34 protein-coding genes are annotated in these 21,207 nt (G+C 40.1%); 32 read left to right on the forward strand and 2 right to left on the reverse strand.

Annotated elements, in window-relative coordinates; all coding sequences use genetic code 11:
- Together ACOVQQ_RS00855 and ACOVQQ_RS00860 are read right to left on the reverse strand one after the other, a co-directional pair.
- A partial coding sequence (locus tag ACOVQQ_RS00855) for a SusC/RagA family TonB-linked outer membrane protein (protein WP_421816542.1) occupies positions 1–1,919 on the reverse strand: 1,919 nt, incomplete at its 3' end.
- Between the two features lie 99 nt (positions 1,920–2,018).
- Positions 2,019–3,689, reverse strand: coding sequence for a hypothetical protein (locus tag ACOVQQ_RS00860; RefSeq protein ID WP_421816543.1), 1,671 nt, complete (start codon positions 3,687–3,689; stop codon positions 2,019–2,021).
- A 125-nt stretch (positions 3,690–3,814) separates the two neighbouring features.
- Here ACOVQQ_RS00860 and rpsL point away from each other — a divergent pair, with 125 nt between their 5' ends.
- From rpsL to rplQ, 32 genes are all read left to right on the forward strand, one after another.
- Positions 3,815–4,198 (forward strand): 30S ribosomal protein S12, encoded by a 384-nt coding sequence (rpsL, locus tag ACOVQQ_RS00865; protein ID WP_007136570.1) that lies wholly within the window; start codon positions 3,815–3,817, stop codon positions 4,196–4,198.
- A 22-nt stretch (positions 4,199–4,220) separates the two neighbouring features.
- A complete protein-coding gene (rpsG, locus tag ACOVQQ_RS00870) occupies positions 4,221–4,697 on the forward strand; it encodes a 30S ribosomal protein S7 (RefSeq protein WP_094486779.1) in 477 nt (158 codons plus the stop codon).
- A gap of 6 nt (positions 4,698–4,703) precedes the next feature.
- Positions 4,704–6,860 carry an elongation factor G gene (fusA, locus tag ACOVQQ_RS00875; protein ID WP_421816544.1) on the forward strand — a complete coding sequence of 719 codons (2,157 nt, stop codon included), beginning with the start codon at positions 4,704–4,706 and terminating at the stop codon, positions 6,858–6,860.
- A gap of 11 nt (positions 6,861–6,871) precedes the next feature.
- A complete protein-coding gene (gene rpsJ, locus ACOVQQ_RS00880; protein WP_091141407.1) occupies positions 6,872–7,177 on the forward strand; it encodes a 30S ribosomal protein S10 in 306 nt (101 codons plus the stop codon).
- Between the two features lie 385 nt (positions 7,178–7,562).
- Positions 7,563–8,180, forward strand: a complete 618-nt coding sequence (rplC, locus tag ACOVQQ_RS00885) for a 50S ribosomal protein L3 (protein WP_094486782.1) — start codon at positions 7,563–7,565, stop codon at positions 8,178–8,180.
- Positions 8,180–8,809: a 50S ribosomal protein L4 gene (gene rplD / locus ACOVQQ_RS00890; protein WP_421816545.1), complete on the forward strand. Its 630-nt coding sequence runs from the start codon at positions 8,180–8,182 to the stop codon at positions 8,807–8,809. The genes rplC and rplD overlap by 1 nt, the downstream gene beginning before the upstream one ends.
- A 7-nt stretch (positions 8,810–8,816) precedes the next feature.
- Entirely contained in the window at positions 8,817–9,110 is a 294-nt protein-coding gene (gene rplW / locus ACOVQQ_RS00895; RefSeq protein WP_094486784.1) for a 50S ribosomal protein L23, read from the forward strand.
- A 14-nt stretch (positions 9,111–9,124) separates the two neighbouring features.
- The gene (gene rplB / locus ACOVQQ_RS00900; RefSeq protein ID WP_094486785.1) at positions 9,125–9,949 is read left to right on the forward strand and encodes a 50S ribosomal protein L2; all 825 of its coding nucleotides are present in this window, start codon (positions 9,125–9,127) and stop codon (positions 9,947–9,949) included.
- 6 nt (positions 9,950–9,955) lie between these two features.
- Positions 9,956–10,234: a 30S ribosomal protein S19 gene (gene rpsS / locus ACOVQQ_RS00905; RefSeq protein ID WP_094486786.1), complete on the forward strand. Its 279-nt coding sequence runs from the start codon at positions 9,956–9,958 to the stop codon at positions 10,232–10,234.
- Between the two features lie 6 nt (positions 10,235–10,240).
- A complete protein-coding gene (rplV, locus tag ACOVQQ_RS00910) occupies positions 10,241–10,654 on the forward strand; it encodes a 50S ribosomal protein L22 (protein ID WP_298148296.1) in 414 nt (137 codons plus the stop codon).
- 5 nt (positions 10,655–10,659) lie between these two features.
- Positions 10,660–11,418, forward strand: a complete 759-nt coding sequence (rpsC, locus tag ACOVQQ_RS00915; protein ID WP_094486788.1) for a 30S ribosomal protein S3 — start codon at positions 10,660–10,662, stop codon at positions 11,416–11,418.
- A gap of 19 nt (positions 11,419–11,437) precedes the next feature.
- Positions 11,438–11,863: a 50S ribosomal protein L16 gene (gene rplP, locus ACOVQQ_RS00920; protein WP_094486789.1), complete on the forward strand. Its 426-nt coding sequence runs from the start codon at positions 11,438–11,440 to the stop codon at positions 11,861–11,863.
- Between the two features lie 10 nt (positions 11,864–11,873).
- Positions 11,874–12,065, forward strand: a complete 192-nt coding sequence (gene rpmC, locus ACOVQQ_RS00925) for a 50S ribosomal protein L29 (protein WP_094486790.1) — start codon at positions 11,874–11,876, stop codon at positions 12,063–12,065.
- Positions 12,066–12,074: 9 nt separating this feature from the next.
- Positions 12,075–12,335, forward strand: a complete 261-nt coding sequence (gene rpsQ, locus ACOVQQ_RS00930; protein WP_094486791.1) for a 30S ribosomal protein S17 — start codon at positions 12,075–12,077, stop codon at positions 12,333–12,335.
- Positions 12,335–12,703 (forward strand): 50S ribosomal protein L14, encoded by a 369-nt coding sequence (gene rplN / locus ACOVQQ_RS00935; RefSeq protein ID WP_007803649.1) that lies wholly within the window; start codon positions 12,335–12,337, stop codon positions 12,701–12,703. Before rpsQ ends, rplN begins: the two co-directional genes overlap by 1 nt.
- Positions 12,704–12,715: 12 nt before the next feature.
- A complete protein-coding gene (gene rplX / locus ACOVQQ_RS00940) occupies positions 12,716–13,030 on the forward strand; it encodes a 50S ribosomal protein L24 (protein WP_094486792.1) in 315 nt (104 codons plus the stop codon).
- A 2-nt stretch (positions 13,031–13,032) separates the two neighbouring features.
- A complete protein-coding gene (rplE, locus tag ACOVQQ_RS00945; protein WP_094486793.1) occupies positions 13,033–13,584 on the forward strand; it encodes a 50S ribosomal protein L5 in 552 nt (183 codons plus the stop codon).
- A 2-nt stretch (positions 13,585–13,586) separates the two neighbouring features.
- Positions 13,587–13,856, forward strand: coding sequence for a 30S ribosomal protein S14 (gene rpsN / locus ACOVQQ_RS00950; RefSeq protein WP_094486794.1), 270 nt, complete (start codon positions 13,587–13,589; stop codon positions 13,854–13,856).
- A gap of 77 nt (positions 13,857–13,933) precedes the next feature.
- The gene (gene rpsH, locus ACOVQQ_RS00955) at positions 13,934–14,332 is read left to right on the forward strand and encodes a 30S ribosomal protein S8 (protein WP_094486795.1); all 399 of its coding nucleotides are present in this window, start codon (positions 13,934–13,936) and stop codon (positions 14,330–14,332) included.
- Between the two features lie 17 nt (positions 14,333–14,349).
- Entirely contained in the window at positions 14,350–14,892 is a 543-nt protein-coding gene (gene rplF, locus ACOVQQ_RS00960; RefSeq protein WP_421816546.1) for a 50S ribosomal protein L6, read from the forward strand.
- Between the two features lie 12 nt (positions 14,893–14,904).
- Positions 14,905–15,258: a 50S ribosomal protein L18 gene (gene rplR / locus ACOVQQ_RS00965; protein WP_094486797.1), complete on the forward strand. Its 354-nt coding sequence runs from the start codon at positions 14,905–14,907 to the stop codon at positions 15,256–15,258.
- A gap of 6 nt (positions 15,259–15,264) precedes the next feature.
- A complete protein-coding gene (gene rpsE / locus ACOVQQ_RS00970) occupies positions 15,265–15,786 on the forward strand; it encodes a 30S ribosomal protein S5 (protein WP_094486798.1) in 522 nt (173 codons plus the stop codon).
- A gap of 11 nt (positions 15,787–15,797) precedes the next feature.
- On the forward strand, positions 15,798–15,980 hold the full coding sequence (gene rpmD / locus ACOVQQ_RS00975) for a 50S ribosomal protein L30 (RefSeq protein WP_094486799.1): 183 nt from the start codon (positions 15,798–15,800) through the stop codon (positions 15,978–15,980).
- A 10-nt stretch (positions 15,981–15,990) separates the two neighbouring features.
- Positions 15,991–16,443, forward strand: a complete 453-nt coding sequence (gene rplO / locus ACOVQQ_RS00980; RefSeq protein ID WP_094486800.1) for a 50S ribosomal protein L15 — start codon at positions 15,991–15,993, stop codon at positions 16,441–16,443.
- Between the two features lie 11 nt (positions 16,444–16,454).
- Complete coding sequence (secY, locus tag ACOVQQ_RS00985) at positions 16,455–17,798, forward strand: preprotein translocase subunit SecY (protein WP_094486801.1); 1,344 nt, start codon at positions 16,455–16,457, stop codon at positions 17,796–17,798.
- 2 nt (positions 17,799–17,800) lie between these two features.
- Positions 17,801–18,016, forward strand: a complete 216-nt coding sequence (gene infA / locus ACOVQQ_RS00990; RefSeq protein WP_035129818.1) for a translation initiation factor IF-1 — start codon at positions 17,801–17,803, stop codon at positions 18,014–18,016.
- Between the two features lie 80 nt (positions 18,017–18,096).
- Positions 18,097–18,213 (forward strand): type B 50S ribosomal protein L36, encoded by a 117-nt coding sequence (gene ykgO / locus ACOVQQ_RS00995; RefSeq protein ID WP_002987490.1) that lies wholly within the window; start codon positions 18,097–18,099, stop codon positions 18,211–18,213.
- Between the two features lie 2 nt (positions 18,214–18,215).
- Positions 18,216–18,590 carry a 30S ribosomal protein S13 gene (gene rpsM / locus ACOVQQ_RS01000; protein ID WP_094486802.1) on the forward strand — a complete coding sequence of 125 codons (375 nt, stop codon included), beginning with the start codon at positions 18,216–18,218 and terminating at the stop codon, positions 18,588–18,590.
- Between the two features lie 8 nt (positions 18,591–18,598).
- The gene (gene rpsK, locus ACOVQQ_RS01005) at positions 18,599–18,982 is read left to right on the forward strand and encodes a 30S ribosomal protein S11 (RefSeq protein WP_094486803.1); all 384 of its coding nucleotides are present in this window, start codon (positions 18,599–18,601) and stop codon (positions 18,980–18,982) included.
- 94 nt (positions 18,983–19,076) lie between these two features.
- Positions 19,077–19,682 (forward strand): 30S ribosomal protein S4, encoded by a 606-nt coding sequence (gene rpsD / locus ACOVQQ_RS01010; protein ID WP_421816547.1) that lies wholly within the window; start codon positions 19,077–19,079, stop codon positions 19,680–19,682.
- Positions 19,683–19,702: 20 nt separating this feature from the next.
- Positions 19,703–20,695 (forward strand): DNA-directed RNA polymerase subunit alpha, encoded by a 993-nt coding sequence (locus ACOVQQ_RS01015; RefSeq protein WP_298148301.1) that lies wholly within the window; start codon positions 19,703–19,705, stop codon positions 20,693–20,695.
- 39 nt (positions 20,696–20,734) lie between these two features.
- The coding region (rplQ, locus tag ACOVQQ_RS01020) for a 50S ribosomal protein L17 (RefSeq protein ID WP_421816548.1) at positions 20,735–21,207 on the forward strand (473 nt) is incomplete at its 3' end.

Genomic DNA, 21,207 nt, shown 5'->3' on the forward strand with positions numbered 1-21,207 from the left:
GAAGTTGAAAACGATGGGTAGAAGTAGGAATTATTGTTTTTTGGTAATGTAGAAGAAATATCGTTACGAGCCGTGAAATTCAAAAACCAATAATTTTTGTATGATAAAGTTAAATCACCAAAGAAGCCAACATTTCTTCTTCTAGTTTTTGAGTCAAGTAAATTAGTAATGGTTTCAACATTTCGCATATTGAAAAGTTCAGGCAAAATCATATCATTACCTTGATAAACTATACGATTTGTTTTATTGTTTAAAATGTTAGTTCCTGTGATCGCCGACAGTGCAATATTATCCGTTAACTCATAGTCGAAGTTCACTAAGAGAGTCTGCTCGAGGTCTGTTGTAGTAAAATCATCTGAGGTTAAAGAACCAACACCTCCGTTAGCACGCGAGTTGATGTCTCGAATTTCCAAACGGTTTAGCTCGTAACGGTTGTATCCTAATCGATAAGATGCTGAAATGTTCTTGTTGAAACTGTATGCTAGATTAAATCCAGCCACTGTTCTATTCGTTTCCGTTCGTATTTGGTCGTTTTCCCAACTCCACAAAGGATGATCAAATTGTCCTTCAAGGGGGGTTACAGAAGCTCCCGTAAGCGGATCTTTGTAAGGAAGGTTAAAGTCCCAGTTACGAGCAAGAATCATTGTTCTAGCGAATGAAGACGATGAACCGTCAAACTGATTTTCTCCAAAAAAACCTCCTACTTGATCTGTTTTTGTATACGACATATTGCTTCCAACCGTAATTCCATTTTTAAGTTTGAAAGTGCCACCAGTCGAAATCGAAGTTCTATCAAAGGTATTGAATGGAATGTAACCGTTTTGGTTCAAGTCCGATAATGTAAGGTTGAATGAACCCTCATCCGAGCCATAACTTAAATTGACACTTTGATCGTTTACAATTCCGGTAGTAAATAAGTCTTTTACGTTATTAGGTTTCGCTACGTATGGAACAGTTGGACCAAATTGGTCTGGAAACGCTGCTAGAATTGGCGCCCAGGTAGGGATTTCTGTGATAGTTCCAAATTTTGGGCCCCAAGAACCATTAGCGCTAGCGTAGTTGAAATTACTACCAGCGCCATAAGAGTTTTGATACTCAGGCAAATTAGCAATGGTTTCAAAATACGTACCGCTACTAACATTTACCCCAAGCTTTTTATCTCTCTTACCCTTAGAGCTACCCGACTTTGTTGTAATTACAATTACTCCGTTTACGGCTCTTGAACCGTAAAGCGCTGCCGCAGGAATTGACTTAAGGACAGTCATGGATGCGATGTCGTTAGGATCAATACTCGATAATCCAGACTGGTAGCCACCTCCGCCTGTCGTTTGGCTAGATGTTGTTACTTCGGGATTACTGTATGCAATTCCGTCCACAATAATTAGGGGTTGAATATCACCGCTTAACGTGTTAACTCCACGAATCGTAATTTGGTTGGCTGCACCTGCAACACCAGTCGAAACATTAACGTTAACCCCAGGAACTTTACCATTAAGTGCCCGTGTAACATCAGGTTCAGATACTTCTGTTAGCTCAGCTGCTTTGATGGAACTAACGGCATATCCTAAATCCCTCGGATTACGTTTTATCCCAAAAGCAGTTACCACGACCCCCTCAAGTTCTACAGAGTCGTCTTCAAGTTTTACATTTATTGAATTTCCGGAGACAACTACTTCTTTCGTCTTCATGCCAATAAAGCTAAAAACAAGGGTTTTGTTGCTACTCGTGTTGATGGAATATTTTCCATCTAGGTCGGTTTGTGTACCATTGGTAGTTCCTTTTTCGACAACAGAGACTCCCGGCAATGGAAGCCCTTTACTGTCTGAAACGACGCCCGATACGGTGCGCTGTTGCGCAAAAGTAATCTCCGCAACTAAACATAGTAGTAGCGCGAGATAGCTGGTTAGTTTCATTTTCATTAGTTAGGATTTGGATTAGTTTACTTACCCAAAAGTCTTAAATAAATCTTAACGAAACAATAAAATTTGTAAGAAATTTACACATCTTTCGTTAAAAGCTTAAAAATAACTCTTAAAACTTATGTGTGCCAATGCGTTGCGAAATGAATTTTCTGTTCCAGATAATCGAGAAAACGCATATGTGAAATTCAGAAAACCATTCTTGGTAGCCAAAACAAATCCTGCGCCTGCCGCGAATACCGTTTTTGAAATGTTTGTCGTTTGATCACTGAAAAATCCAAAATCACTTAAAATCTGTACATTTAAGTTCGGAGCTACCAAATAATAATAATTATTCATAAGCGAGGTAAAGCTGTGGGCTTGCAAAACATTTTCATTCAATCCGCGAATCGAGTTAAAACCACCGAAACGATACAATTCATTCACCAGAATTTTCTGAGATCCCAAGAAGTAGTTGTCGGTGTTTATTTGAACTCTGCTTTTTGCAGAAAAGGCTATGTTGTAGCTTCCAGTAAGTCTTAATAGAGTTTGGTCGACCTCGTTGGTTTCACGAACCGATTTCCCTAACCCTAATTTTAAGTTTACAAAATCCGTGTACCGAAAATAATCATCACTTTCCGCGTTCCTACTAAAGTCGAAACCAACCGTGTAAAATGTGCTGCGAAAATCTTGGAGTGTCTCGCTATTTTGCGACTGAATATCACTGGATTCTCCACTTTCATATCCTAAAAATATCCGTGAATTGTGTTTGAGTAGATAACCAATTTCTATGGCCGATTTTGAAGTTTGAAAGGTGCTGTCTTGCCTGAAAATGTTTAGCTGACCTCGTAGCACTAAGTTCGAATTGAAAAGATAGGGTAGGGTACCGGAGAAAAAGAAATTGCGTTGTTCTTGCCCGTCGGTTTTCCAGTTTAACTGAAATTCTTCGCTAGACTTTAAAATATTGACCAATGCTAAATCTAAATAGCCATTTACCACCAATTTATTGTCTGCGTTTTGTAGTCCTGCAAATCCTTCAAATCGATTATTTCGTACTTTCTCATCGTATATATATAGGAGTGTCGAATCTTTGGTAAACAAGACTTCACTTTTACGCGCAATCCGAGCAAATTTCAAGTTGTTGATTTCTGCTTCGATTTTAGAAATGGTTTTATCGTTGAAAATGCTTCTCCGATAGCGGGCTTTTAAGTGTTTTAAAACGTTTTTAGGAATCTCGGTATTTTCTGCAAAGATTAAATTTGAAATTTTTCGTACCGTCGTATTCGAAATCTCCACTTTTAAAAAAACTTGATCAGCGCGCTCTTCAGTAACCACCGTTTTTAAACCAGCAAGTGCCATTCCTTGATCTTGAAGTTTAGCAGTGATTGATTCCATAAAAGCAGGCAGCTCGGCGGGTTTCATCAATATACTTTCCGCTTGTTCTTTTAGATAGGGTGTTATCGAGCTTAAGTCGATTTGAACGGTATTAAATTTCGTTCCAGATTCACATTCAAAAAGAATGCTGTTTTTTTCAATGATGCTCGATTTACAGCTGGCAAACAAATAGCCCGATTGCCTTAAAGAATCTGTGAATTGCTGTAGCCGGTCTTCATCGGATACTTTGGCAGGGATTTTTAGTGTGCGCTCTATCTTTTTATCGGGAAAATTAACTTTTATCAAAACGGTTTTTTGGCCGTACATCAGTGTTTGCAGTAGCAAGAAAAGCAATAAATAAGCCGATTTTGGTGTCATACTACCCATAACGTAAAAGTATCGGAAAATCTTTTGCAAAAGCTTGTTTTAGAATTGTATTGAAAATTAATAGTTTAAGATTTGGAAGCATAAATATTATTTCTACCTTTGCAACCCCGTAAAAAGCGGGAATTTAGAAATTTTAGAAACTTGTAGTATTAATTATGCCAACAATTCAACAATTAGTAAGAACTGGAAGAACCCAGATAACTAAGAAGAGTAAATCGGTTGCATTAGATTCTTGTCCACAAAGACGAGGAGTTTGTACTCGTGTTTACACCACAACGCCAAAGAAACCAAACTCTGCAATGCGTAAAGTTGCGCGTGTACGTTTGACTAATGGAAACGAGGTAAACGCGTACATTCCTGGTGAAGGACACAATCTTCAAGAGCACTCGATAGTATTAGTTAGGGGAGGAAGGGTAAAAGACTTACCTGGAGTTCGTTATCACATTGTTCGCGGTGCACTAGATACATCTGGTGTTGCTGGTAGAACACAAAGACGCTCTAAGTATGGTGCTAAACGCCCAAAAGAAGCTAAAAAGTAATTCAAACTTTTAAGAAAAAGACATGAGAAAAAGACAGGCAAAAAAGAGACCTCTTTTACCAGATCCTCGTTTTAACGATCAATTAGTTACACGTTTTGTGAACAATTTGATGTGGGATGGTAAAAAATCTACCGCTTTTAAAGTGTTTTACGATGCGCTTGATATCGTAGAAAACAAGAAGCAAGACGCTGAAAAATCAGCTTTAGAGATTTGGAAAGATGCATTAACTAATGTGATGCCGCACGTAGAAGTACGTAGCCGTCGTGTTGGTGGAGCAACATTCCAAATTCCGATGCAAATCAGACCAGATCGCAAGATTTCTATGGCAATGAAATGGTTAATCCTTTATGCACGCCGCAGAAACGAAAAATCGATGTCTCAAAAACTTGCTGCCGAAGTTTTAGCTGCTGCTAAAGAAGAAGGTGCTGCGGTTAAAAAGAGAATGGATACTCACAAAATGGCAGAAGCTAACAAAGCGTTTTCACACTTTAGATTCTAATCGGAAATGGCAAGAGATCTTAAATATACAAGAAATATCGGTATTGCTGCGCACATTGATGCGGGTAAAACAACCACCACTGAGCGTATCTTGTTCTATACAGGAAAATCGCACAAAATCGGTGAAGTACACGATGGAGCTGCTACCATGGACTGGATGGCGCAAGAGCAGGAGCGTGGTATTACCATTACCTCTGCAGCGACAACTTGCGAATGGAATTTCCCAACTGTACAAGGTAAAGTTATTCCAGAATCTAAACCATACCACTTTAACATCATCGATACTCCCGGACACGTTGACTTTACCGTAGAGGTAAACCGTTCATTGCGTGTTCTCGACGGATTGGTGTTCTTGTTTTCAGCGGTTGACGGTGTTGAGCCACAATCAGAAACTAACTGGCGTCTTGCAGACCAGTACCGAGTGCCTCGTATGGGCTTCGTGAACAAGATGGACCGTCAAGGTTCAAACTTCTTGGCCGTATGTCAGCAAGTTCGCGATATGTTGAAATCTAATGCAGTTGCAATTACACTTCCTATCGGTGAAGAAGCTGATTTCAAAGGAGTAGTTGACTTGGTGAAGAATCAGGCTATCATTTGGCATGACGAAACACAAGGAGCAACTTTCGATATCGTAGAGATTCCTGCGGATATGGTTGATGAGGTTAAAGAATACCGTTCAGCGCTTATCGAAGCAGTAGCCGAATACGACGAGAATCTTCTTGATAAGTATATGGAAGATGAAAATTCTATTACTGAGGAAGAAATCAACAATGCACTTCGTGCTGCTACCATCGACATGGCAATTATTCCAATGTTGTGTGGTTCTTCTTTCAAAAACAAAGGCGTTCAGTTCATGCTAGATGCAGTTTGTAAATATCTTCCATCTCCTTTAGATAAAGAAGGTATCGAAGGTATTCACCCTGATGATTCAGATTTGTTAGAAGAAGATCAAAAGAAAATTATGCGTCGTCCTGACGTTAAAGAGCCTTTCGCGGCTTTAGCTTTCAAGATTGCAACCGATCCTTTCGTAGGTCGTTTAGCTTTCTTTAGAGCGTACTCAGGTCGTTTAGATGCCGGTTCATATGTGTTGAATACACGTTCAGGTAACAAAGAGCGTATTTCTCGTATCTACCAAATGCACGCAAACAAGCAAAACCCAATCGATTTTATCGAAGCAGGTGATATTGGTGCAGCAGTTGGATTTAAAGATATCAAAACAGGAGATACTCTTTGCGACGAGAAGAATCCTATTATCTTGGAATCAATGAAGTTCCCTGCGCCAGTAATTGGTATCGCTATCGAGCCTAAAACTAAGGCTGATGTAGATAAAATGGGAATGGCGTTGGCAAAACTTTCTGAGGAAGATCCAACGTTTACCGTTCGTACAGACGAGGCGTCAGGTCAAACAATCATTTCGGGTATGGGTGAGCTTCACTTAGATATCTTGATCGATCGTATGAAGCGTGAGTTCAAGGTTGAAGTTAACCAAGGTGAGCCTCAAGTAGAGTACAAAGAAGCGTTTACTAAATCAGCACAACACCGTGAAGTTTACAAGAAACAATCGGGTGGTCGTGGTAAATTTGGTGACATTGTATTCCGTCTTGAGCCAGCTGATGAAGTGGATGGAAAAGTTCCAGATGGATTACAGTTTGTTAACGAAGTTAAAGGTGGTAACGTACCAAAAGAATACGTTCCTGCTGTTGAGAAAGGTTTCCGTGAAGCCATGAAAACAGGTCCTTTGGCTGGTTACCAAGTAGATAGTTTAAAAGTTACACTTTTGGATGGTTCGTACCACCCTGTTGACTCGGATGCACTTTCTTTCGAATTAGCAGCGCGTATGGGTTACAAAGAGGTAGCTAAAGCTGCAGGTGCAATCATCCTTGAGCCAATCATGAAGCTTGAAGTATTAACTCCTGAAGAAAACATGGGTGATATCGTTGGTGATATCAACAGAAGACGTGGTCAGGTGAACGATATGAGCGACAGAGCTGGTTCTAAGGTTATCAAAGCAAATGTGCCACTTTCGGAAATGTTCGGATATGTAACAACTTTACGTACCCTTTCTTCCGGTCGTGCAACTTCAACTATGGAGTTCTCGCACTACGCTGAGACACCTTCAAACATCTCTGAAGAGGTAATCAAAAAAGCAAAAGGTAACGCTTAATTCTTAAGAAAATGAGTCAAAAAATCAGAATAAAATTGAAGTCTTACGACCATATGTTGGTTGATAAATCTTCGGAGAAAATTGTGAAGACTGTGAAAAGTACCGGAGCTGTTGTTACTGGTCCAATTCCACTTCCAACACACAAAAAACTTTTTACTGTGTTGCGTTCGCCACACGTAAACAAGAAAGCGCGTGAGCAATTTGAAGTAATGTCGTACAAGAGATTGATCGATATTTACTCTTCGTCTTCGAAAACTATCGATGCATTAATGAAACTTGAATTGCCTAGCGGTGTTGAAGTGGAAATTAAAGTGTGATGCTTCGTAAGCAATAAGTCAAATCCGTCGGACACAGTTCGGCGGATTTTTTTTTGAAGAAAATTCAGCTCACAGATTCCTTTTTGAAAAATATTAATATCGAAACGTACGGCAAATATCAAGTGTTTTACGCGATGAATTCCTTATAGTGGACTCATCGCTACTGTAACTACAAACATCGGAATTTGCCCAGAACTGTCTATTTATTCCTGGATGAAATAAGGGATTTTAGTACTGCTATTTAACTTTTTTAAGTTGTTAGGAAAACTTCTTAAAAAAAGGAATATCAATAGTTTGCATTACAAAATAAAAATATTACTTTTGCGCGCTCTCTTGGGAGTAGTATGCACTATTCTCAAATTTAATAATTTATAACTAATTTAATATGTCTGGGTTAATTGGAAGAAAAATCGGCATGACCAGCATCTTCGACGAGAACGGGAAGAATATTCCTTGCACCGTAATTGAAGCTGGACCATGCGTTGTTACCCAAGTCAGAACCAAAGAGGTCGACGGGTATGAAGCGTTGCAACTTGGTTTCGATGACAAAACTGAAAAGCACAGTACAAAAGCTGCTCTTGGTCATTTCAAGAAGGCAGGAACTGTTGCTAAAAAGAAAGTTGTCGAGTTTCAAGAATTTGCAACAGAACAAAAATTAGGAGACATCATTGATGTTACAATCTTCGAAGAAGGAGAATTTGTTGATGTTCAAGGTGTTTCTAAAGGTAAGGGATTCCAGGGCGTTGTTAAGCGTCACGGATTTGGTGGTGTTGGTCAGTCTACGCACGGTCAGCACAACCGTTTAAGAGCTCCAGGTTCTGTCGGAGCATCGTCTTACCCATCTCGCGTATTCAAAGGAATGCGTATGGCCGGCCGTATGGGTGGCGAAAATGTAAAAGTTCAAAACCTTAGAGTTTTAAAAGTGATGGCGGAGAAGAACTTACTTCTTGTTAAAGGTTGCGTTCCAGGTCACACAAACTCTTATGTAATCATTCAGAAGTAATGGAAGTAAAAGTTTTAAATACCAGCGGAAAAGAAACAGGTAGAACAATTACGCTATCTGATTCAGTTTTTGGAATTGAGCCTAATAAGCACGCCATTTACTTAGATGTTAAGCAATATCTTGCTAACCAACGTCAAGGAACACACAAGGCGAAAGAGCGTAACGAAGTTACAGGTTCTACTCGCAAAATCAAGAAACAAAAAGGTACAGGTACTGCTCGTGCAGGTTCTGTAAAGAGCCCTGTATTCAAAGGAGGAGGTACTATTTTTGGTCCTAGACCAAGAAGCTATTCTTTCAAATTGAATAAGAATTTAAAGCGTTTAGCACGTCGCTCGGCTTTAAGTATAAAAGCAAATGAGGCGTCTTTAATCGTGCTTGAGGACATTACACTAGACGCTCCAAGTACTAAAGGTTTTATTAACATCCTGAAAGCTTTAGGGTTAGAAGGTAAAAAATCTTTATTCGTGTTGGGTGAGTCTAATAATAATGTATATTTGTCCTCACGCAATTTGAAGGCTACTTCTGTCGTAACAACCTCAGAATTAAATACTTACAGCATTCTTAACGCTAATTCTTTAGTAGTTTTAGAGAGCGCTTTGGAAGGAATTGTAGAGAATTTAAATAAATAAGACGCAAATGGAGATCCTAGTTAAGCCAATTGTAACTGAAAAAGTTACCAAACAAAGCGAGGTTTTGAACCAGTATGGCTTTGTAGTGGAGCGTCGCGCTAATAAAGTTCAAATTAAGAAAGCTGTTGAGGCTGCTTATGGAGTAACTGTAGTTAGTGTGAACACAATGAACGTTCGTCCAGATCGCTCTACAAAATACACCAAAAGCGGAATGATTCACGGCAAAACAAACGCGATCAAAAAAGCAATTGTCGAAATCGCTGAAGGTGAAACAATCGATTTATATAATAACAACATCTAATACAAGGCAGAACAATGTCAGTTAGAAAATTAAAACCTATTACCCCGGGTCAGCGTTTTAGAGTTGTTAATAGTTTTGACGCTATTACAACTGATAAGCCGGAGCGTTCATTACTCGCACCGATAAAAAAATCTGGAGGTAGAAATAGTCAAGGAAAGATGACCATGCGCTACACAGGTGGTGGTCACAAAAAACGTTATCGTGTTATTGATTTCAAAAGAACAAAAGCGGGAATTCCTGCTACTGTGAAATCTATCGAATACGATCCAAACAGAACTGCGTTTATCGCTTTATTGGCGTATGCTGATGGTGAGAAAACATACATCATTGCACAAAATGGTTTACAAGTAGGTCAAACGGTTATGAGCGGTGCGACTGCTCAGCCAGAGATCGGAAACACGATGCCATTGTCGCAAATTCCTCTGGGAACTGTAATCTCTTGTATTGAGTTACGCCCAGGTCAGGGAGCTGTTATTGCTCGTTCTGCTGGTACTTTCGCGCAGCTTATGGCTCGTGACGGAAAATATGCAACAATTAAAATGCCATCCGGTGAAACTCGTTTGATTTTGTTGACTTGTTCAGCAACTATCGGTGCAGTTTCAAACTCGGATCACCAATTGATCGTGAGCGGTAAAGCCGGTCGCAGTCGTTGGTTAGGTCGTCGTCCAAGAACAAGACCAGTAGCGATGAACCCTGTCGATCACCCGATGGGTGGTGGTGAAGGTCGTTCTTCTGGAGGACACCCAAGATCTAGAAAAGGTTTACCTGCTAAAGGATACAGAACCCGTTCTAATCAAAATCCGAGCAACAAGTACATTGTAGAACGTAGAAAGAAATAATAAGAGATGGCACGTTCATTAAAAAAAGGACCTTTTGTTCACTATAAATTAGAGAAAAAGGTATTAGAGAATAACGAGAAAGGAAATAAGGCTGTAATCAAAACGTGGTCTCGTGCTTCGATGATTACTCCAGATTTCGTAGGTCAAACAATTGCAGTACACAATGGTCGCCAATTTGTTCCAGTATACGTTACTGAGAACATGGTAGGACACAAACTGGGTGAATTTTCACCAACACGTTCGTTCCGCGGTCATGCCGGTGCTAAAAATAAAGGTAAAAAATAAGCAGTTATGGGAGTTCGTAAAAGAGAAAGAGCTGAAGGCATTAAAGAAGCTAATAAACAAGTTGCTTTTGCTAAACTAAATAACTGTCCTTCTTCTCCAAGAAAAATGCGTTTAGTCGCTGATTTAGTAAGAGGTCAGAAGGTGGAAAGAGCATTGAGTCTTTTGAGATTCAGCTCTAAAGAAGCTTCACGAAAGTTGGAAAAACTATTGTTATCTGCCATCAACAACTGGGAACAGAAAAATGAAGGTGGGGATGTTAGTGCAGCCGGACTATTCGTTAAAGAAATCCGCGTTGACGGTGGTATGATGTTGAAAAGACTACGTCCAGCACCTCAAGGTCGCGCACACAGAATTAGAAAACGTTCTAACCACGTTACCGTAGTTTTAGGACAAGCAGATAATACACAAAGCAATTCATAAGCAGTATGGGACAGAAGACAAATCCAATTGGTAACAGACTTGGGATCATCAGAGGTTGGGATTCTAACTGGTTCGGTGGTAATGACTACGGCGACAAAATCGCTGAAGACTACAAAATCAGAAAGTACATCCATGCTCGTTTATCAAAAGCTAGTGTTTCTAAAGTAATCATCGAGAGAACTTTAAAACTTGTAACCGTTACTATCACCACCGCTCGTCCAGGTATTATCATTGGAAAAGGCGGACAGGAGGTAGACAAGTTGAAAGAGGAATTGAAGAAGATTACCGACAAAGAAGTTCAGATCAATATTTTCGAAATCAAAAGACCTGAGCTAGATGCATTTCTTGTTGCTTCAAGCATTGCACGTCAGATTGAAAGCCGTATTTCTTACAGAAGAGCGATCAAAATGGCAATTGCAGCTTCTATGCGCATGAATGCTGAAGGTATCAAAGTTATGATTTCAGGACGTTTGAATGGTGCTGAAATGGCGCGTTCAGAGTCTTTCAAAGAAGGTCGTATTCCTTTGTCTACTTTCAGAGCCGACATTGATTATGCTTTGGCTGAAGCACATACAACTTATGGTCGTATGGGAATCAAAGTATGGATTATGAAAGGTGAAGTTTACGGAAAGAGAGATCTTTCTCCACTTATCGGAATGGATAAGAAGCAAGCGGGAGGTAATTCAGGTAAGTCTGATGCACCACGCGGAGGAAAGTCAAACTTTAACAAGGGTCCAAAATCGGACGCTCGTAAACGCAAATAATTTTTAAAAGTAAAATCGAATGTTACAGCCTAAAAGAACGAAGTACCGCAAGGTACAAAAAGGTAGAATGAAAGGGAACAGCCAAAGAGGCCACGAACTTTCAAATGGCATGTTCGGAATTAAATCTGTGCACGAAACAGGCATGTTCTTAACCTCACGTCAGATCGAAGCAGCTCGTATTGCTGCAACTCGTTACATGAAACGTGAAGGACAACTTTGGATCAAAATCTTCCCAGATAAACCAATCACCAAAAAACCTCTAGAGGTACGTATGGGTAAAGGTAAAGGTGCTGTCGAATATTGGGCAGCAGTTGTTAAGCCAGGAAGAATCATGTTCGAAGTTGGTGGAGTGCCATTGGCAGTTGCAAAAGAAGCTTTGCGCCTTGCGGCTCAAAAACTTCCAGTGAAAACTAAATTTGTAATCGCTAGAGATTTCGAAGCCTAATCTGTTAATTATGAAACAATCAGAAATTAAAAATCTTTCCGTAGAGCAACTACGAGAAAACTTAAGCCAGGCCAAGAAAACTTACAACAGTTTGAAGATGGCTCACGCGATCTCTCCAATCGAGAATCCGCTTCAGATCAGAACTGTTCGCCGAACAGTCGCTCGTCTTGCTACTGAAATAACTAAACGTGAGCAACAATAATTCTGTATTATGGAAGCTAAAAGAAATTTAAGAAAAGAGAGAATCGGTGTGGTGACTTCCAATAAAATGGAAAAGTCAATCGTTGTGGCTCAGGTAACACGTGTAAAACACCCACTATACGGTAAATTCGTATTGCGTACTAAGAAATTTGTTGCGCACGACGAGAAAAACGACTGTAACATTGGAGATACTGTTCGCATCAGCGAAACACGTCCAATGAGTAAAACAAAGTGTTGGAGATTAGTAGAAATCATTGAAAGAGCTAAGTAATGGTACAACAAGAAAGTAGATTAAAAGTTGCGGATAACACCGGTGCTAAAGAAGTACTGACCATCCGTGTGCTTGGAGGTACTAAGCGCAGATATGCCTCTGTTGGCGATAAAATTGTAGTTTCAATCAAAGATGCTACTCCAAACGGTAACGTGAAAAAAGGAGCTGTATCAACTGCTGTGGTAGTACGTACTAAGAAAGAAGTACGTCGTGCAGATGGTTCTTACATCCGTTTTGACGATAATGCTTGCGTACTTTTGAACGCAGCTGGTGAAATGCGCGGAACCCGCGTTTTCGGTCCAGTAGCGAGAGAACTTCGCGAAAAGCAATTCATGAAAATTGTATCACTTGCACCTGAGGTGCTTTAATTTTAGGAGACAATGACTAAGTTAAAAATTAAATCAGGAGACGTTGTTCGCGTTATCGCAGGTGATCACAAAGGTGCCGAAGGCAAAGTTGTACGCGTAGATCGCGAAAAGAACAGAGCAATCGTTGAAGGGGTAAACATGGTATCTAAGCATACAAAGCCTAGCGCTAAAAACCCTCAAGGCGGTATTATTAAAAAAGAAGCTCCTATTCATATCTCAAACATTGCACTAATCGACCCAAAGTCTAAAGAGACTACTCGCGTTGGTTTCCGTGTTGAAGGAGATAAGAAAGTGAGATTTTCTAAAAAATCAAATCAAGTATTGTAGTTATGGCTTATATCCCTAGACTTAAAGAAGAATATAAAGCCCGCGTAATCGCTGCTTTAAAAGAAGAATTCGGCTATAAAAACGTAATGCAAGTTCCTAAATTGGAGAAAATCGTTTTAAGCCGTGGTGTTGGTGCTGCTGTTTCTGATAAGAAATTAATCGAATACGCAGTAGACGAATTGACGAAAATCACTGGTCAAAAAGCGGTTTCTACAATCTCTAAGAAAGACGTTGCATCGTTCAAACTTAGAAAAGGTATGCCAATTGGTGCAAAAGTTACCCTTCGCGGTGAGCGTATGTACGAATTCTTGGATCGTTTAATTACTTCTGCACTTCCACGTGTAAGAGATTTCAACGGTATTAAGGCTACTGGCTTTGATGGACGTGGTAACTACAACTTGGGTATTACTGAGCAAATTATTTTCCCAGAAATCGATATCGATAAGGTGAATAAAATTGCAGGTATGGATATCACTTTTGTGACTACCGCTAAAACAGACAAAGAAGCAAAATCACTTTTAGCAGAATTAGGTTTACCATTTAAAAAGAATTAAGGATGGCTAAAGAATCAATGAAAGCACGTGAAGTAAAACGTGCAAAAACTGTAGAGAAATACGCTGCGAAAAGAAAAGCACTTTTGGAAGCTGGCGACTATGTTGGCCTTCAAAAATTGCCTAAAAACGCTTCTCCAGTAAGAATGCACAATCGTTGCAAACTTACAGGTCGTCCAAGAGGTTATATGCGCCAGTTTGGTATTTCACGTGTTACTTTCCGTGAAATGGCAAATATGGGATTGATTCCTGGAGTTAAAAAAGCTTCTTGGTAATTAAAAAAAGAGTATCAATTGGTTTAAGGTTCGCCGCGAGAGCCGTAGGCGAAAACCAAAACCGCAATTAATTAAATATGTACACAGATCCAATCGCAGATTATCTGACCCGAGTACGAAACGCTGTGGCTGCAAACCACAAAGTTGTCGAAATTCCGGCTTCTAATCTGAAAAAAGAAATCACTAAGATTTTGTTCGATCAGGGTTATATCCTGAGCTACAAATTCGAGCAAAACACCGTACAGGGTACGATTAAAATCGCTCTCAAATACGACAAAGAAACCAAAGAGCCTGTAATTAAGGACATTCAAAGAATCAGCAAGCCTGGTTTGAGAAAATATGCCGGAGCTACAGAAATTCCAAGAATCTTGAATGGTCTTGGTATCGCTATTGTATCAACTTCAAAAGGTTTGATGACCGGAAAACAAGCACGCCAATTAAACATTGGTGGTGAGGTCATCTGCTACGTTTATTAATCTTAATCCAGCAAGAAATGTCTAGAATTGGTAAAAATCCCGTTTCGATTCCTGCAGGTGTTACAGTAAACTATGCAGATGGTATCCTTACAGTGAAAGGAAAAAAAGGTCAGCTTACGCAAGTTATCAGCGATGTGGATCTTAAAATAGAAGAGAACCAAATCATTGTAGAGCGCTCATCAGATCACAAAGATCAACGCGCGAAACACGGTTTGTACAGATCACTAATCAACAATATGGTTATTGGTGTTTCTGAAGGTTTTACAAAAGAGTTAGAATTAGTAGGGGTAGGTTACAGAGCTTCTAACCAAGGTCAAAAGCTCGATCTAGCACTTGGTTTTTCTCATAACATTATTCTTGAAGTTGCTCCAGAAGTAACTTTGGAAACAATTTCTGAGAAAGGTAAAAACCCAATCGTGAAACTAACTTCATACGACAAACAATTGTTAGGTCAAGTAGCTGCTAAAATCCGCGGATTCCGTAAGCCAGAACCTTACAAAGGAAAAGGTGTGAAATTCGTAGGTGAAGTATTGAGAAGAAAAGCAGGTAAATCAGCTTAAAAATATTAGATTATGTCATTAACAAAAACTGAAAGAAGACAACGTATCAAATTCAGAATCCGTAAAATCGTTTCGGGTACTGCTGCTAAGCCACGTTTGTCTGTGTTTAGAAGTAATAAAGAAATCTATGTTCAGCTGATTGACGATGTACAAGGTGTAACTATCTTGGCAGCTTCATCTCGCGACAAAGACGTAGATTCTAAAGGTACTAATGTGGAAGTGGCTGCAGCTGTAGGAAAAGCTATCGCTGAAAAAGCACTTAAAGCAGGTATCGAGAATGTAACATTTGATCGTGGTGGTTATTTGTACCACGGTCGTATTAAATCACTAGCCGAAGGCGCAAGAGCCGCTGGTTTAAAATTCTAATCGAAGATGTCAAAGTATAAAAACGTAGAATTCGTAAAGCCTAGCGGTCTTGAATTGAAAGATCGATTGGTGAGTGTAAACCGTGTAACGAAAGTTACTAAAGGTGGACGTGCTTTCGGTTTCTCTGCCATCGTAGTAGTTGGCGACGAAAACGGAGTGGTAGGTCACGGTTTAGGAAAATCTAAAGACGTATCTGAAGCAATTGCTAAAGCTGTGGAAGATGCTAAGAAAAACTTGGTACGTGTACCGCTTAGTGGACAATCAGTTCCGCACGAGCAAAAAGGTAAATTTGGTGGTGCAAGAGTATTCTTGATGCCAGCATCTCACGGTACTGGAGTTATTGCTGGTGGTGCTGTACGTGCGGTATTGGAGTCTGTTGGTATTCACGACGTACTTTCTAAGTCGCAAGGATCATCAAACCCACACAACGTAGTTAAAGCTACTTTCGATGCATTGCTTCAAATGAGAAGCGCTCACACGGTAGCAAAACAGCGTGGTATTTCATTAGATAAAGTGTTTAAAGGTTAATTCAGCGAATCATGGCAAAAATTAAAGTAAAACAAGTTCGCAGCAAAATCAATTGCCCGCTAACACAGAAAAGAAGCCTTGAGGCTCTTGGACTTCGCAGAATGGGACAGGTTGTTGAGCACGAAGCCAACCCTGCTATTCTCGGAATTATCAATAAAGTTAAACACTTAGTTTCTGTTGAAGAAGCTAAATAATCCGTAAACTATGAACTTACATAACTTACAACCTGCAGAGGGATCAACGCACAACCAAAATAAGCGCGTAGGTCGTGGAGAAGGCTCCGGAAAAGGCGGAACTGCTGCACGTGGACACAAAGGTGCGAAGTCTCGCTCAGGTTACTCAAAGAAGATCGGATTTGAAGGTGGACAAATGCCACTACAAAGACGTGTTCCTAAATTTGGATTTAAAAATATCAACAGAGTGGAATATCAAGGAATCAACCTTGACACTATTCAGGCACTAGTTGATGCAGGTGTTATCTCCGACTCATTAGATTTCGCAACAATTGTTGAGAACCGTTTGGCTACTAAAAATGAAGTAGTTAAAATTTTGGGTAGAGGTACTCTTACTGCAAAAGTGAAAGTTAGCGCACATAAATTTACTGCTACTGCTAAAGCTGCTATTGAAGCGGCAGGTGGTGAGGCAGTTAGCTTGTAATTCTAAGACTGATGAAGAAATTTTTCGAATCTGTATCGAATATCTGGAAAATCGATGAACTACGTTCTCGTATCGTTCTAACCTTAGGCCTTTTGTTGGTTTATCGTTTCGGCGCTCACGTAACGTTGCCGGGCATCGATGCAACCCAGTTGAATGCGTTAGCAGGCCAAACTAAAGACGGTATTGGTTCTATTCTTGATATGTTTACCGGAGGTGCTTTTTCTAAGGCTTCCGTTTTTGCATTGGGAATCATGCCATACATCTCGGCTTCTATCGTAGTACAATTAATGGGCATTGCAATTCCTTACCTCCAGAAACTTCAGAAAGATGGGGAAAGCGGTCGCAAAAAGCTCAATCAAATTACCCGTTGGTTGACAATTGTCATTACAGTTGTTCAGGGTCCAGGTTATATCTATAACTTGTATTCAACGCTACCTGCACAAGCATTTTATCCAGAAGTAAGTCAACAAGTGTTTGTGGCGCTTTCTATTGTAATCCTAACAACGGGAACAATATTCGCAATGTGGCTTGGTGAGAAGATTACTGATAAAGGTATCGGAAACGGAATTTCGCTCCTAATCATGGTTGGAATCTTGGCTCGTCTTCCACAAGCATTTTTACAAGAATTTACTTCGACCATCACAAATAACGGAGGTGGACCAATGATTTTGGTGCTTGAAGTTATCGGCTGGTTATTAGTAATCATGTCTTGTGTACTCCTTGTTATGGCTGTGAGAAAGATACCGGTACAGTATGCACGTCGTACCGTTTCTGGAGATTTCGAACAAGATATCAATGGTGAAAACAGACAATTCATTCCTCTAAAATTAAATGCTTCTGGTGTAATGCCAATCATCTTTGCGCAAGCAATTATGTTTATTCCAGCAGCAGTGGCAGGCTTGTCGCAGTCAGAAACTTCACGATCTATTGCATCAACGTTTGGTGATTTGTTCGGATTCTGGTACAATCTCGTATTCGCATCCTTAATCATAATCTTTACTTACTTTTATACTGCTATTACTGTTCCAACGAATAAAATGGCAGACGACCTTAAGCGAAGCGGTGGCTTTATCCCTGGAATCAGACCAGGAGTTGAAACGTCTGATTATCTGGATAAGATTATGTCTTTGATTACATTTCCGGGTTCGTTATTCCTAGCGCTACTTGCTGTGTTCCCAGCAATCGTAGGTAGTTTAGGTGTACAACAGTCTTGGGCAATGTTTTTCGGAGGTACCTCTTTGATCATCATGGTAGGTGTTGTTATTGATACCGTTCAACAAGTGAATTCATATCTGCTTAACAAGCATTATGACAGCTTGATGAAATCGGGCAAAAACCGTAAAGCTGTAGCATAATTATGGCAAAACAAGCGGCTATTGAACAAGACGGATCTATCATCGAAGCATTGTCGAACGCAATGTTCCGTGTCGAATTGGAAAACGGACACGTAGTAATTGCTCACATTTCTGGAAAGATGCGTATGCACTATATCAAATTGCTTCCGGGCGATAAGGTGAAACTGGAAATGAGCCCTTACGACTTGTCAAAGGCAAGAATAACTTATAGATATTAATATAGCACATAGCAATTGGTTTCATGTTCATAATCGTGTGGAAGTGAAACCAAAAGCTAAAAGCTAAAAGCTAAAAAAAGATGAAAGTTAGAGCATCAGTTAAGAAAAGAAGCGCCGAGTGCATTATTGTGCGTAGAAAAGGGCGTCTGTACGTAATCAACAAAAAGAATCCTAGATTTAAACAAAGACAAGGATAATTATGGCAAGAATAGCAGGGGTAGACATCCCAAAAAATAAAAGAGGCGTAATTGCTTTAACCTACATCTTCGGATTAGGAAGAAGCCGTGCTAAAGATATTTTAGCGAAAGCGCAAGTAAGCGAAGACAAAAAAGTTCAAGATTGGAATGACGACGAAATCGGAGCAATCCGTGACGCCGTTTCATACTACAAAATCGAAGGTGAACTTCGTTCTGAAATTTCATTAAACATCAAACGTTTAATGGACATCGGATGCTACCGTGGTATCCGTCACAGAAGCGGACTTCCATTGCGTGGTCAGAGAACTAAAAATAACTCTCGTACTAGAAAAGGTAAGAGAAAAACTGTCGCTAACAAGAAAAAAGCAACTAAATAAGAATTAGTATGGCTAAAGCAACAACTAAAAAACGTAAAGTTATTATCGAGTCTTCAGGTGAAGCTCATATTAACGCAACTTTCAATAACATCATCATATCACTTACCAATAAAAAAGGTGAAGTTATCTCTTGGTCATCGGCCGGTAAAATGGGCTTCCGTGGATCTAAGAAAAACACACCTTACGCTGCGCAAATGGCCGCTGAAGACTGTAGCCGCGTAGCTTTGGAAGCTGGTTTGAAGAAAGTGAAAGTTTTCGTGAAAGGACCAGGTAACGGACGCGAGTCTGCTATCCGCTCTATTCACAATGGTGGAATCGAAGTTACTGAAATCATCGACGTAACTCCAATGCCACACAACGGGTGTAGACCTCCTAAAAGACGTCGAGTTTAATCCCAAATTAAAGTAGTATAGTATAACCCGGAAAGCAAAAGCGCTATCGAAGGATCTGACCTGAATTCATAGTGGCTTTCCAAAATCATTAAAAATGGCAAGATATACTGGTCCAAAAACCAAAATCGCGCGTAAATTCGGCGAGGCAATCTTCGGCGAAGACCGCGCTTTCGAAAAGAGAAATTACCCACCGGGACAACACGGTCTCGCTAAGAAAAGAGGTAAAAAATCAGAGTACGCAATCCAATTAATGGAGAAGCAAAAAGCGAAATACACCTATGGAATCCTTGAAAAACAATTCCGTGGTTTGTTCGAAAGAGCTTCTGCTGCTCGTGGTGTAACGGGTGAAGTACTTATCCAGTTGTGTGAAGCACGTCTTGATAATGTAGTTTTCCGTATGGGTATTGCACCTTCTCGCAGAAGTGCACGCCAAATCGTTTCTCACAGACACATTACAGTTAATGGTGAAGTTGTAAACATCCCATCGTATCACCTGAAAGCAGGCGATAAAGTTGCCGTTCGTGAGAAATCAAAATCTTTAGATATCATCGAGCGTTCCCTAGCTGCATCTTCTCATGTTTATGAGTGGATCACTTGGAACGATTCACAAAAAGAAGGTGTTTTCGTTTCAGTACCTACACGTACTCAAATCCCAGAAAACATCAAAGAACAGTTGATCGTCGAATTGTACAACAAATAATAACTGACTTAGTCGAAATTATGGCAATATTTAATTTTCAAAAGCCCGATAAGGTAATTATGGTCGACTCAACGGACTTCGAAGGAAAGTTCGAATTCAGACCATTAGAACCCGGATACGGTCTTACTGTCGGTAATGCGCTGAGAAGAGTTCTACTTTCTGCTCTTGAAGGTTATGCCATCACTTCTGTCCGTATTGAAGGTGTAGATCACGAATTCTCCACCATCCCGGGCGTTGTAGAAGACGTAACCGAAATCATCTTGAATTTGAAGCAAGTTCGATTCAAACGTCAGATTGAAGATGTTGACAATGAAGCGATCACAATCTCTATTTCAGGTAAAGACCAAATTACTGCAGGCGACTTTCAAAAGTTCATCTCTGGTTTTCAGGTTCTTAACCCAGATTTAGTGATCTGTAATCTAGACAGTAAAGTCAATATCAATATGGAACTTACGATCGAAAAAGGTCGTGGATACGTTCCTGCTGAAGAAAACAAGAAAGCAAATGCTCCAATCGGAACTATCGCTACAGACTCAATCTACACTCCGGTAATCAATGTGAAGTACGCAATTGAAAACTTCCGTGTAGAACAAAAAACCGACTACGAAAAGTTAGTGTTCGAAATTAAAACCGATGGGTCTATCACGCCTAAAGATGCGTTGACAGAAGCTGCAAAAGTTTTGATTCACCACTTTATGCTATTCTCTGACGAGCGTATCACGCTTGAAGCAGACGAAATTGCACAAACTGAATCGTACGACGAAGAGTCATTGCACATGCGTCAGTTGCTTAAAACCAAGTTGGTCGATATGGATTTATCCGTTCGCGCACTTAACTGCTTGAAAGCCGCTGAAGTAGAAACACTTGGAGATCTTGTATCTTTCAACAAAAACGACTTAATGAAATTCAGAAACTTCGGTAAGAAATCTCTTACTGAGCTTGACGAGCTTGTTGCCGTGAAGAACCTTACTTTCGGAATGGACTTAAGCAAATACAAATTAGATAAAGACTAACCTGAGTCTGAAGTTTGCAGATTCTAAGTTTATTAAGAAATGAGACACGGAAAGAAAAATAATCACTTAAGCAGAAAAGCTGGTCACAGACGCGCTTTACTTGCAAATATGGCTTGCTCGTTAATCGAACACAAGCGAATTAATACTACTGTGGCGAAAGCTAAAGCGCTTCGTTCATACGTAGAGCCTTTGATTACTAAATCAAAAGAAGATACTACTCACAATCGTCGTATCGTTTTCTCTTACCTACGTAGCAAATACGCTGTAACAGATTTGTTCCGCGACGTTGCTGCTAAAGTGGGAGATCGTCCAGGAGGTTACTGCCGAATCATCAAATTAGGAAACCGTCTTGGCGACAACGCGGATATGGCGATGATCGAATTGGTTGACTTCAACGAACTGTATAACGGAGGTAAAAAAGAAGTTAAGAAAGCAAAAAGCAGAAGAGGTGGGAAGTCGAAAGCGGCTGCTACTACTGAAACTGCTCCAGTTGCCGAAGAAGTTCAAGCTCC

The sequence above is a fragment of the Flavobacterium sp. genome, from assembly GCF_049240005.1.
GTDB lineage: Bacteria > Bacteroidota > Bacteroidia > Flavobacteriales > Flavobacteriaceae > Flavobacterium.

Excerpts from the sequence above, each read along its gene's own strand:
- rplB (WP_094486785.1), top strand. The coding sequence starts at position 9,125 with ATGTCAGTTAGAAAATTAAAACCTATTACCCCGGGTCAGCGTTTTAGA.
- rplC (WP_094486782.1), top strand. The coding sequence starts at position 7,563 with ATGTCTGGGTTAATTGGAAGAAAAATCGGCATGACCAGCATCTTCGAC.
- rpsN (WP_094486794.1), top strand. The coding sequence starts at position 13,587 with ATGGCTAAAGAATCAATGAAAGCACGTGAAGTAAAACGTGCAAAAACT.
- rpmD (WP_094486799.1), top strand. The coding sequence starts at position 15,798 with ATGGCAAAAATTAAAGTAAAACAAGTTCGCAGCAAAATCAATTGCCCG.
- rpsD (WP_421816547.1), top strand. The coding sequence starts at position 19,077 with ATGGCAAGATATACTGGTCCAAAAACCAAAATCGCGCGTAAATTCGGC.
- rpsK (WP_094486803.1), top strand. The coding sequence starts at position 18,599 with ATGGCTAAAGCAACAACTAAAAAACGTAAAGTTATTATCGAGTCTTCA.
- rplN (WP_007803649.1), top strand. The coding sequence starts at position 12,335 with ATGGTACAACAAGAAAGTAGATTAAAAGTTGCGGATAACACCGGTGCT.
- rplP (WP_094486789.1), top strand. The coding sequence starts at position 11,438 with ATGTTACAGCCTAAAAGAACGAAGTACCGCAAGGTACAAAAAGGTAGA.
- rpsM (WP_094486802.1), top strand. The coding sequence starts at position 18,216 with ATGGCAAGAATAGCAGGGGTAGACATCCCAAAAAATAAAAGAGGCGTA.
- infA (WP_035129818.1), top strand. The coding sequence starts at position 17,801 with ATGGCAAAACAAGCGGCTATTGAACAAGACGGATCTATCATCGAAGCA.
- ykgO (WP_002987490.1), top strand. The coding sequence starts at position 18,097 with ATGAAAGTTAGAGCATCAGTTAAGAAAAGAAGCGCCGAGTGCATTATT.
- rpmC (WP_094486790.1), top strand. The coding sequence starts at position 11,874 with ATGAAACAATCAGAAATTAAAAATCTTTCCGTAGAGCAACTACGAGAA.
- rpsL (WP_007136570.1), top strand. The coding sequence starts at position 3,815 with ATGCCAACAATTCAACAATTAGTAAGAACTGGAAGAACCCAGATAACT.
- rplF (WP_421816546.1), top strand. The coding sequence starts at position 14,350 with ATGTCTAGAATTGGTAAAAATCCCGTTTCGATTCCTGCAGGTGTTACA.
- rpsG (WP_094486779.1), top strand. The coding sequence starts at position 4,221 with ATGAGAAAAAGACAGGCAAAAAAGAGACCTCTTTTACCAGATCCTCGT.
- secY (WP_094486801.1), top strand. The coding sequence starts at position 16,455 with ATGAAGAAATTTTTCGAATCTGTATCGAATATCTGGAAAATCGATGAA.
- rplO (WP_094486800.1), top strand. The coding sequence starts at position 15,991 with ATGAACTTACATAACTTACAACCTGCAGAGGGATCAACGCACAACCAA.
- rpsS (WP_094486786.1), top strand. The coding sequence starts at position 9,956 with ATGGCACGTTCATTAAAAAAAGGACCTTTTGTTCACTATAAATTAGAG.
- rplE (WP_094486793.1), top strand. The coding sequence starts at position 13,033 with ATGGCTTATATCCCTAGACTTAAAGAAGAATATAAAGCCCGCGTAATC.
- rpsH (WP_094486795.1), top strand. The coding sequence starts at position 13,934 with ATGTACACAGATCCAATCGCAGATTATCTGACCCGAGTACGAAACGCT.
- rplD (WP_421816545.1), top strand. The coding sequence starts at position 8,180 with ATGGAAGTAAAAGTTTTAAATACCAGCGGAAAAGAAACAGGTAGAACA.
- ACOVQQ_RS01015 (WP_298148301.1), top strand. The coding sequence starts at position 19,703 with ATGGCAATATTTAATTTTCAAAAGCCCGATAAGGTAATTATGGTCGAC.
- rpsQ (WP_094486791.1), top strand. The coding sequence starts at position 12,075 with ATGGAAGCTAAAAGAAATTTAAGAAAAGAGAGAATCGGTGTGGTGACT.
- rplW (WP_094486784.1), top strand. The coding sequence starts at position 8,817 with ATGGAGATCCTAGTTAAGCCAATTGTAACTGAAAAAGTTACCAAACAA.
- fusA (WP_421816544.1), top strand. The coding sequence starts at position 4,704 with ATGGCAAGAGATCTTAAATATACAAGAAATATCGGTATTGCTGCGCAC.
- rplX (WP_094486792.1), top strand. The coding sequence starts at position 12,716 with ATGACTAAGTTAAAAATTAAATCAGGAGACGTTGTTCGCGTTATCGCA.
- rplR (WP_094486797.1), top strand. The coding sequence starts at position 14,905 with ATGTCATTAACAAAAACTGAAAGAAGACAACGTATCAAATTCAGAATC.
- rpsE (WP_094486798.1), top strand. The coding sequence starts at position 15,265 with ATGTCAAAGTATAAAAACGTAGAATTCGTAAAGCCTAGCGGTCTTGAA.
- rplV (WP_298148296.1), top strand. The coding sequence starts at position 10,241 with ATGGGAGTTCGTAAAAGAGAAAGAGCTGAAGGCATTAAAGAAGCTAAT.
- rpsJ (WP_091141407.1), top strand. The coding sequence starts at position 6,872 with ATGAGTCAAAAAATCAGAATAAAATTGAAGTCTTACGACCATATGTTG.
- rpsC (WP_094486788.1), top strand. The coding sequence starts at position 10,660 with ATGGGACAGAAGACAAATCCAATTGGTAACAGACTTGGGATCATCAGA.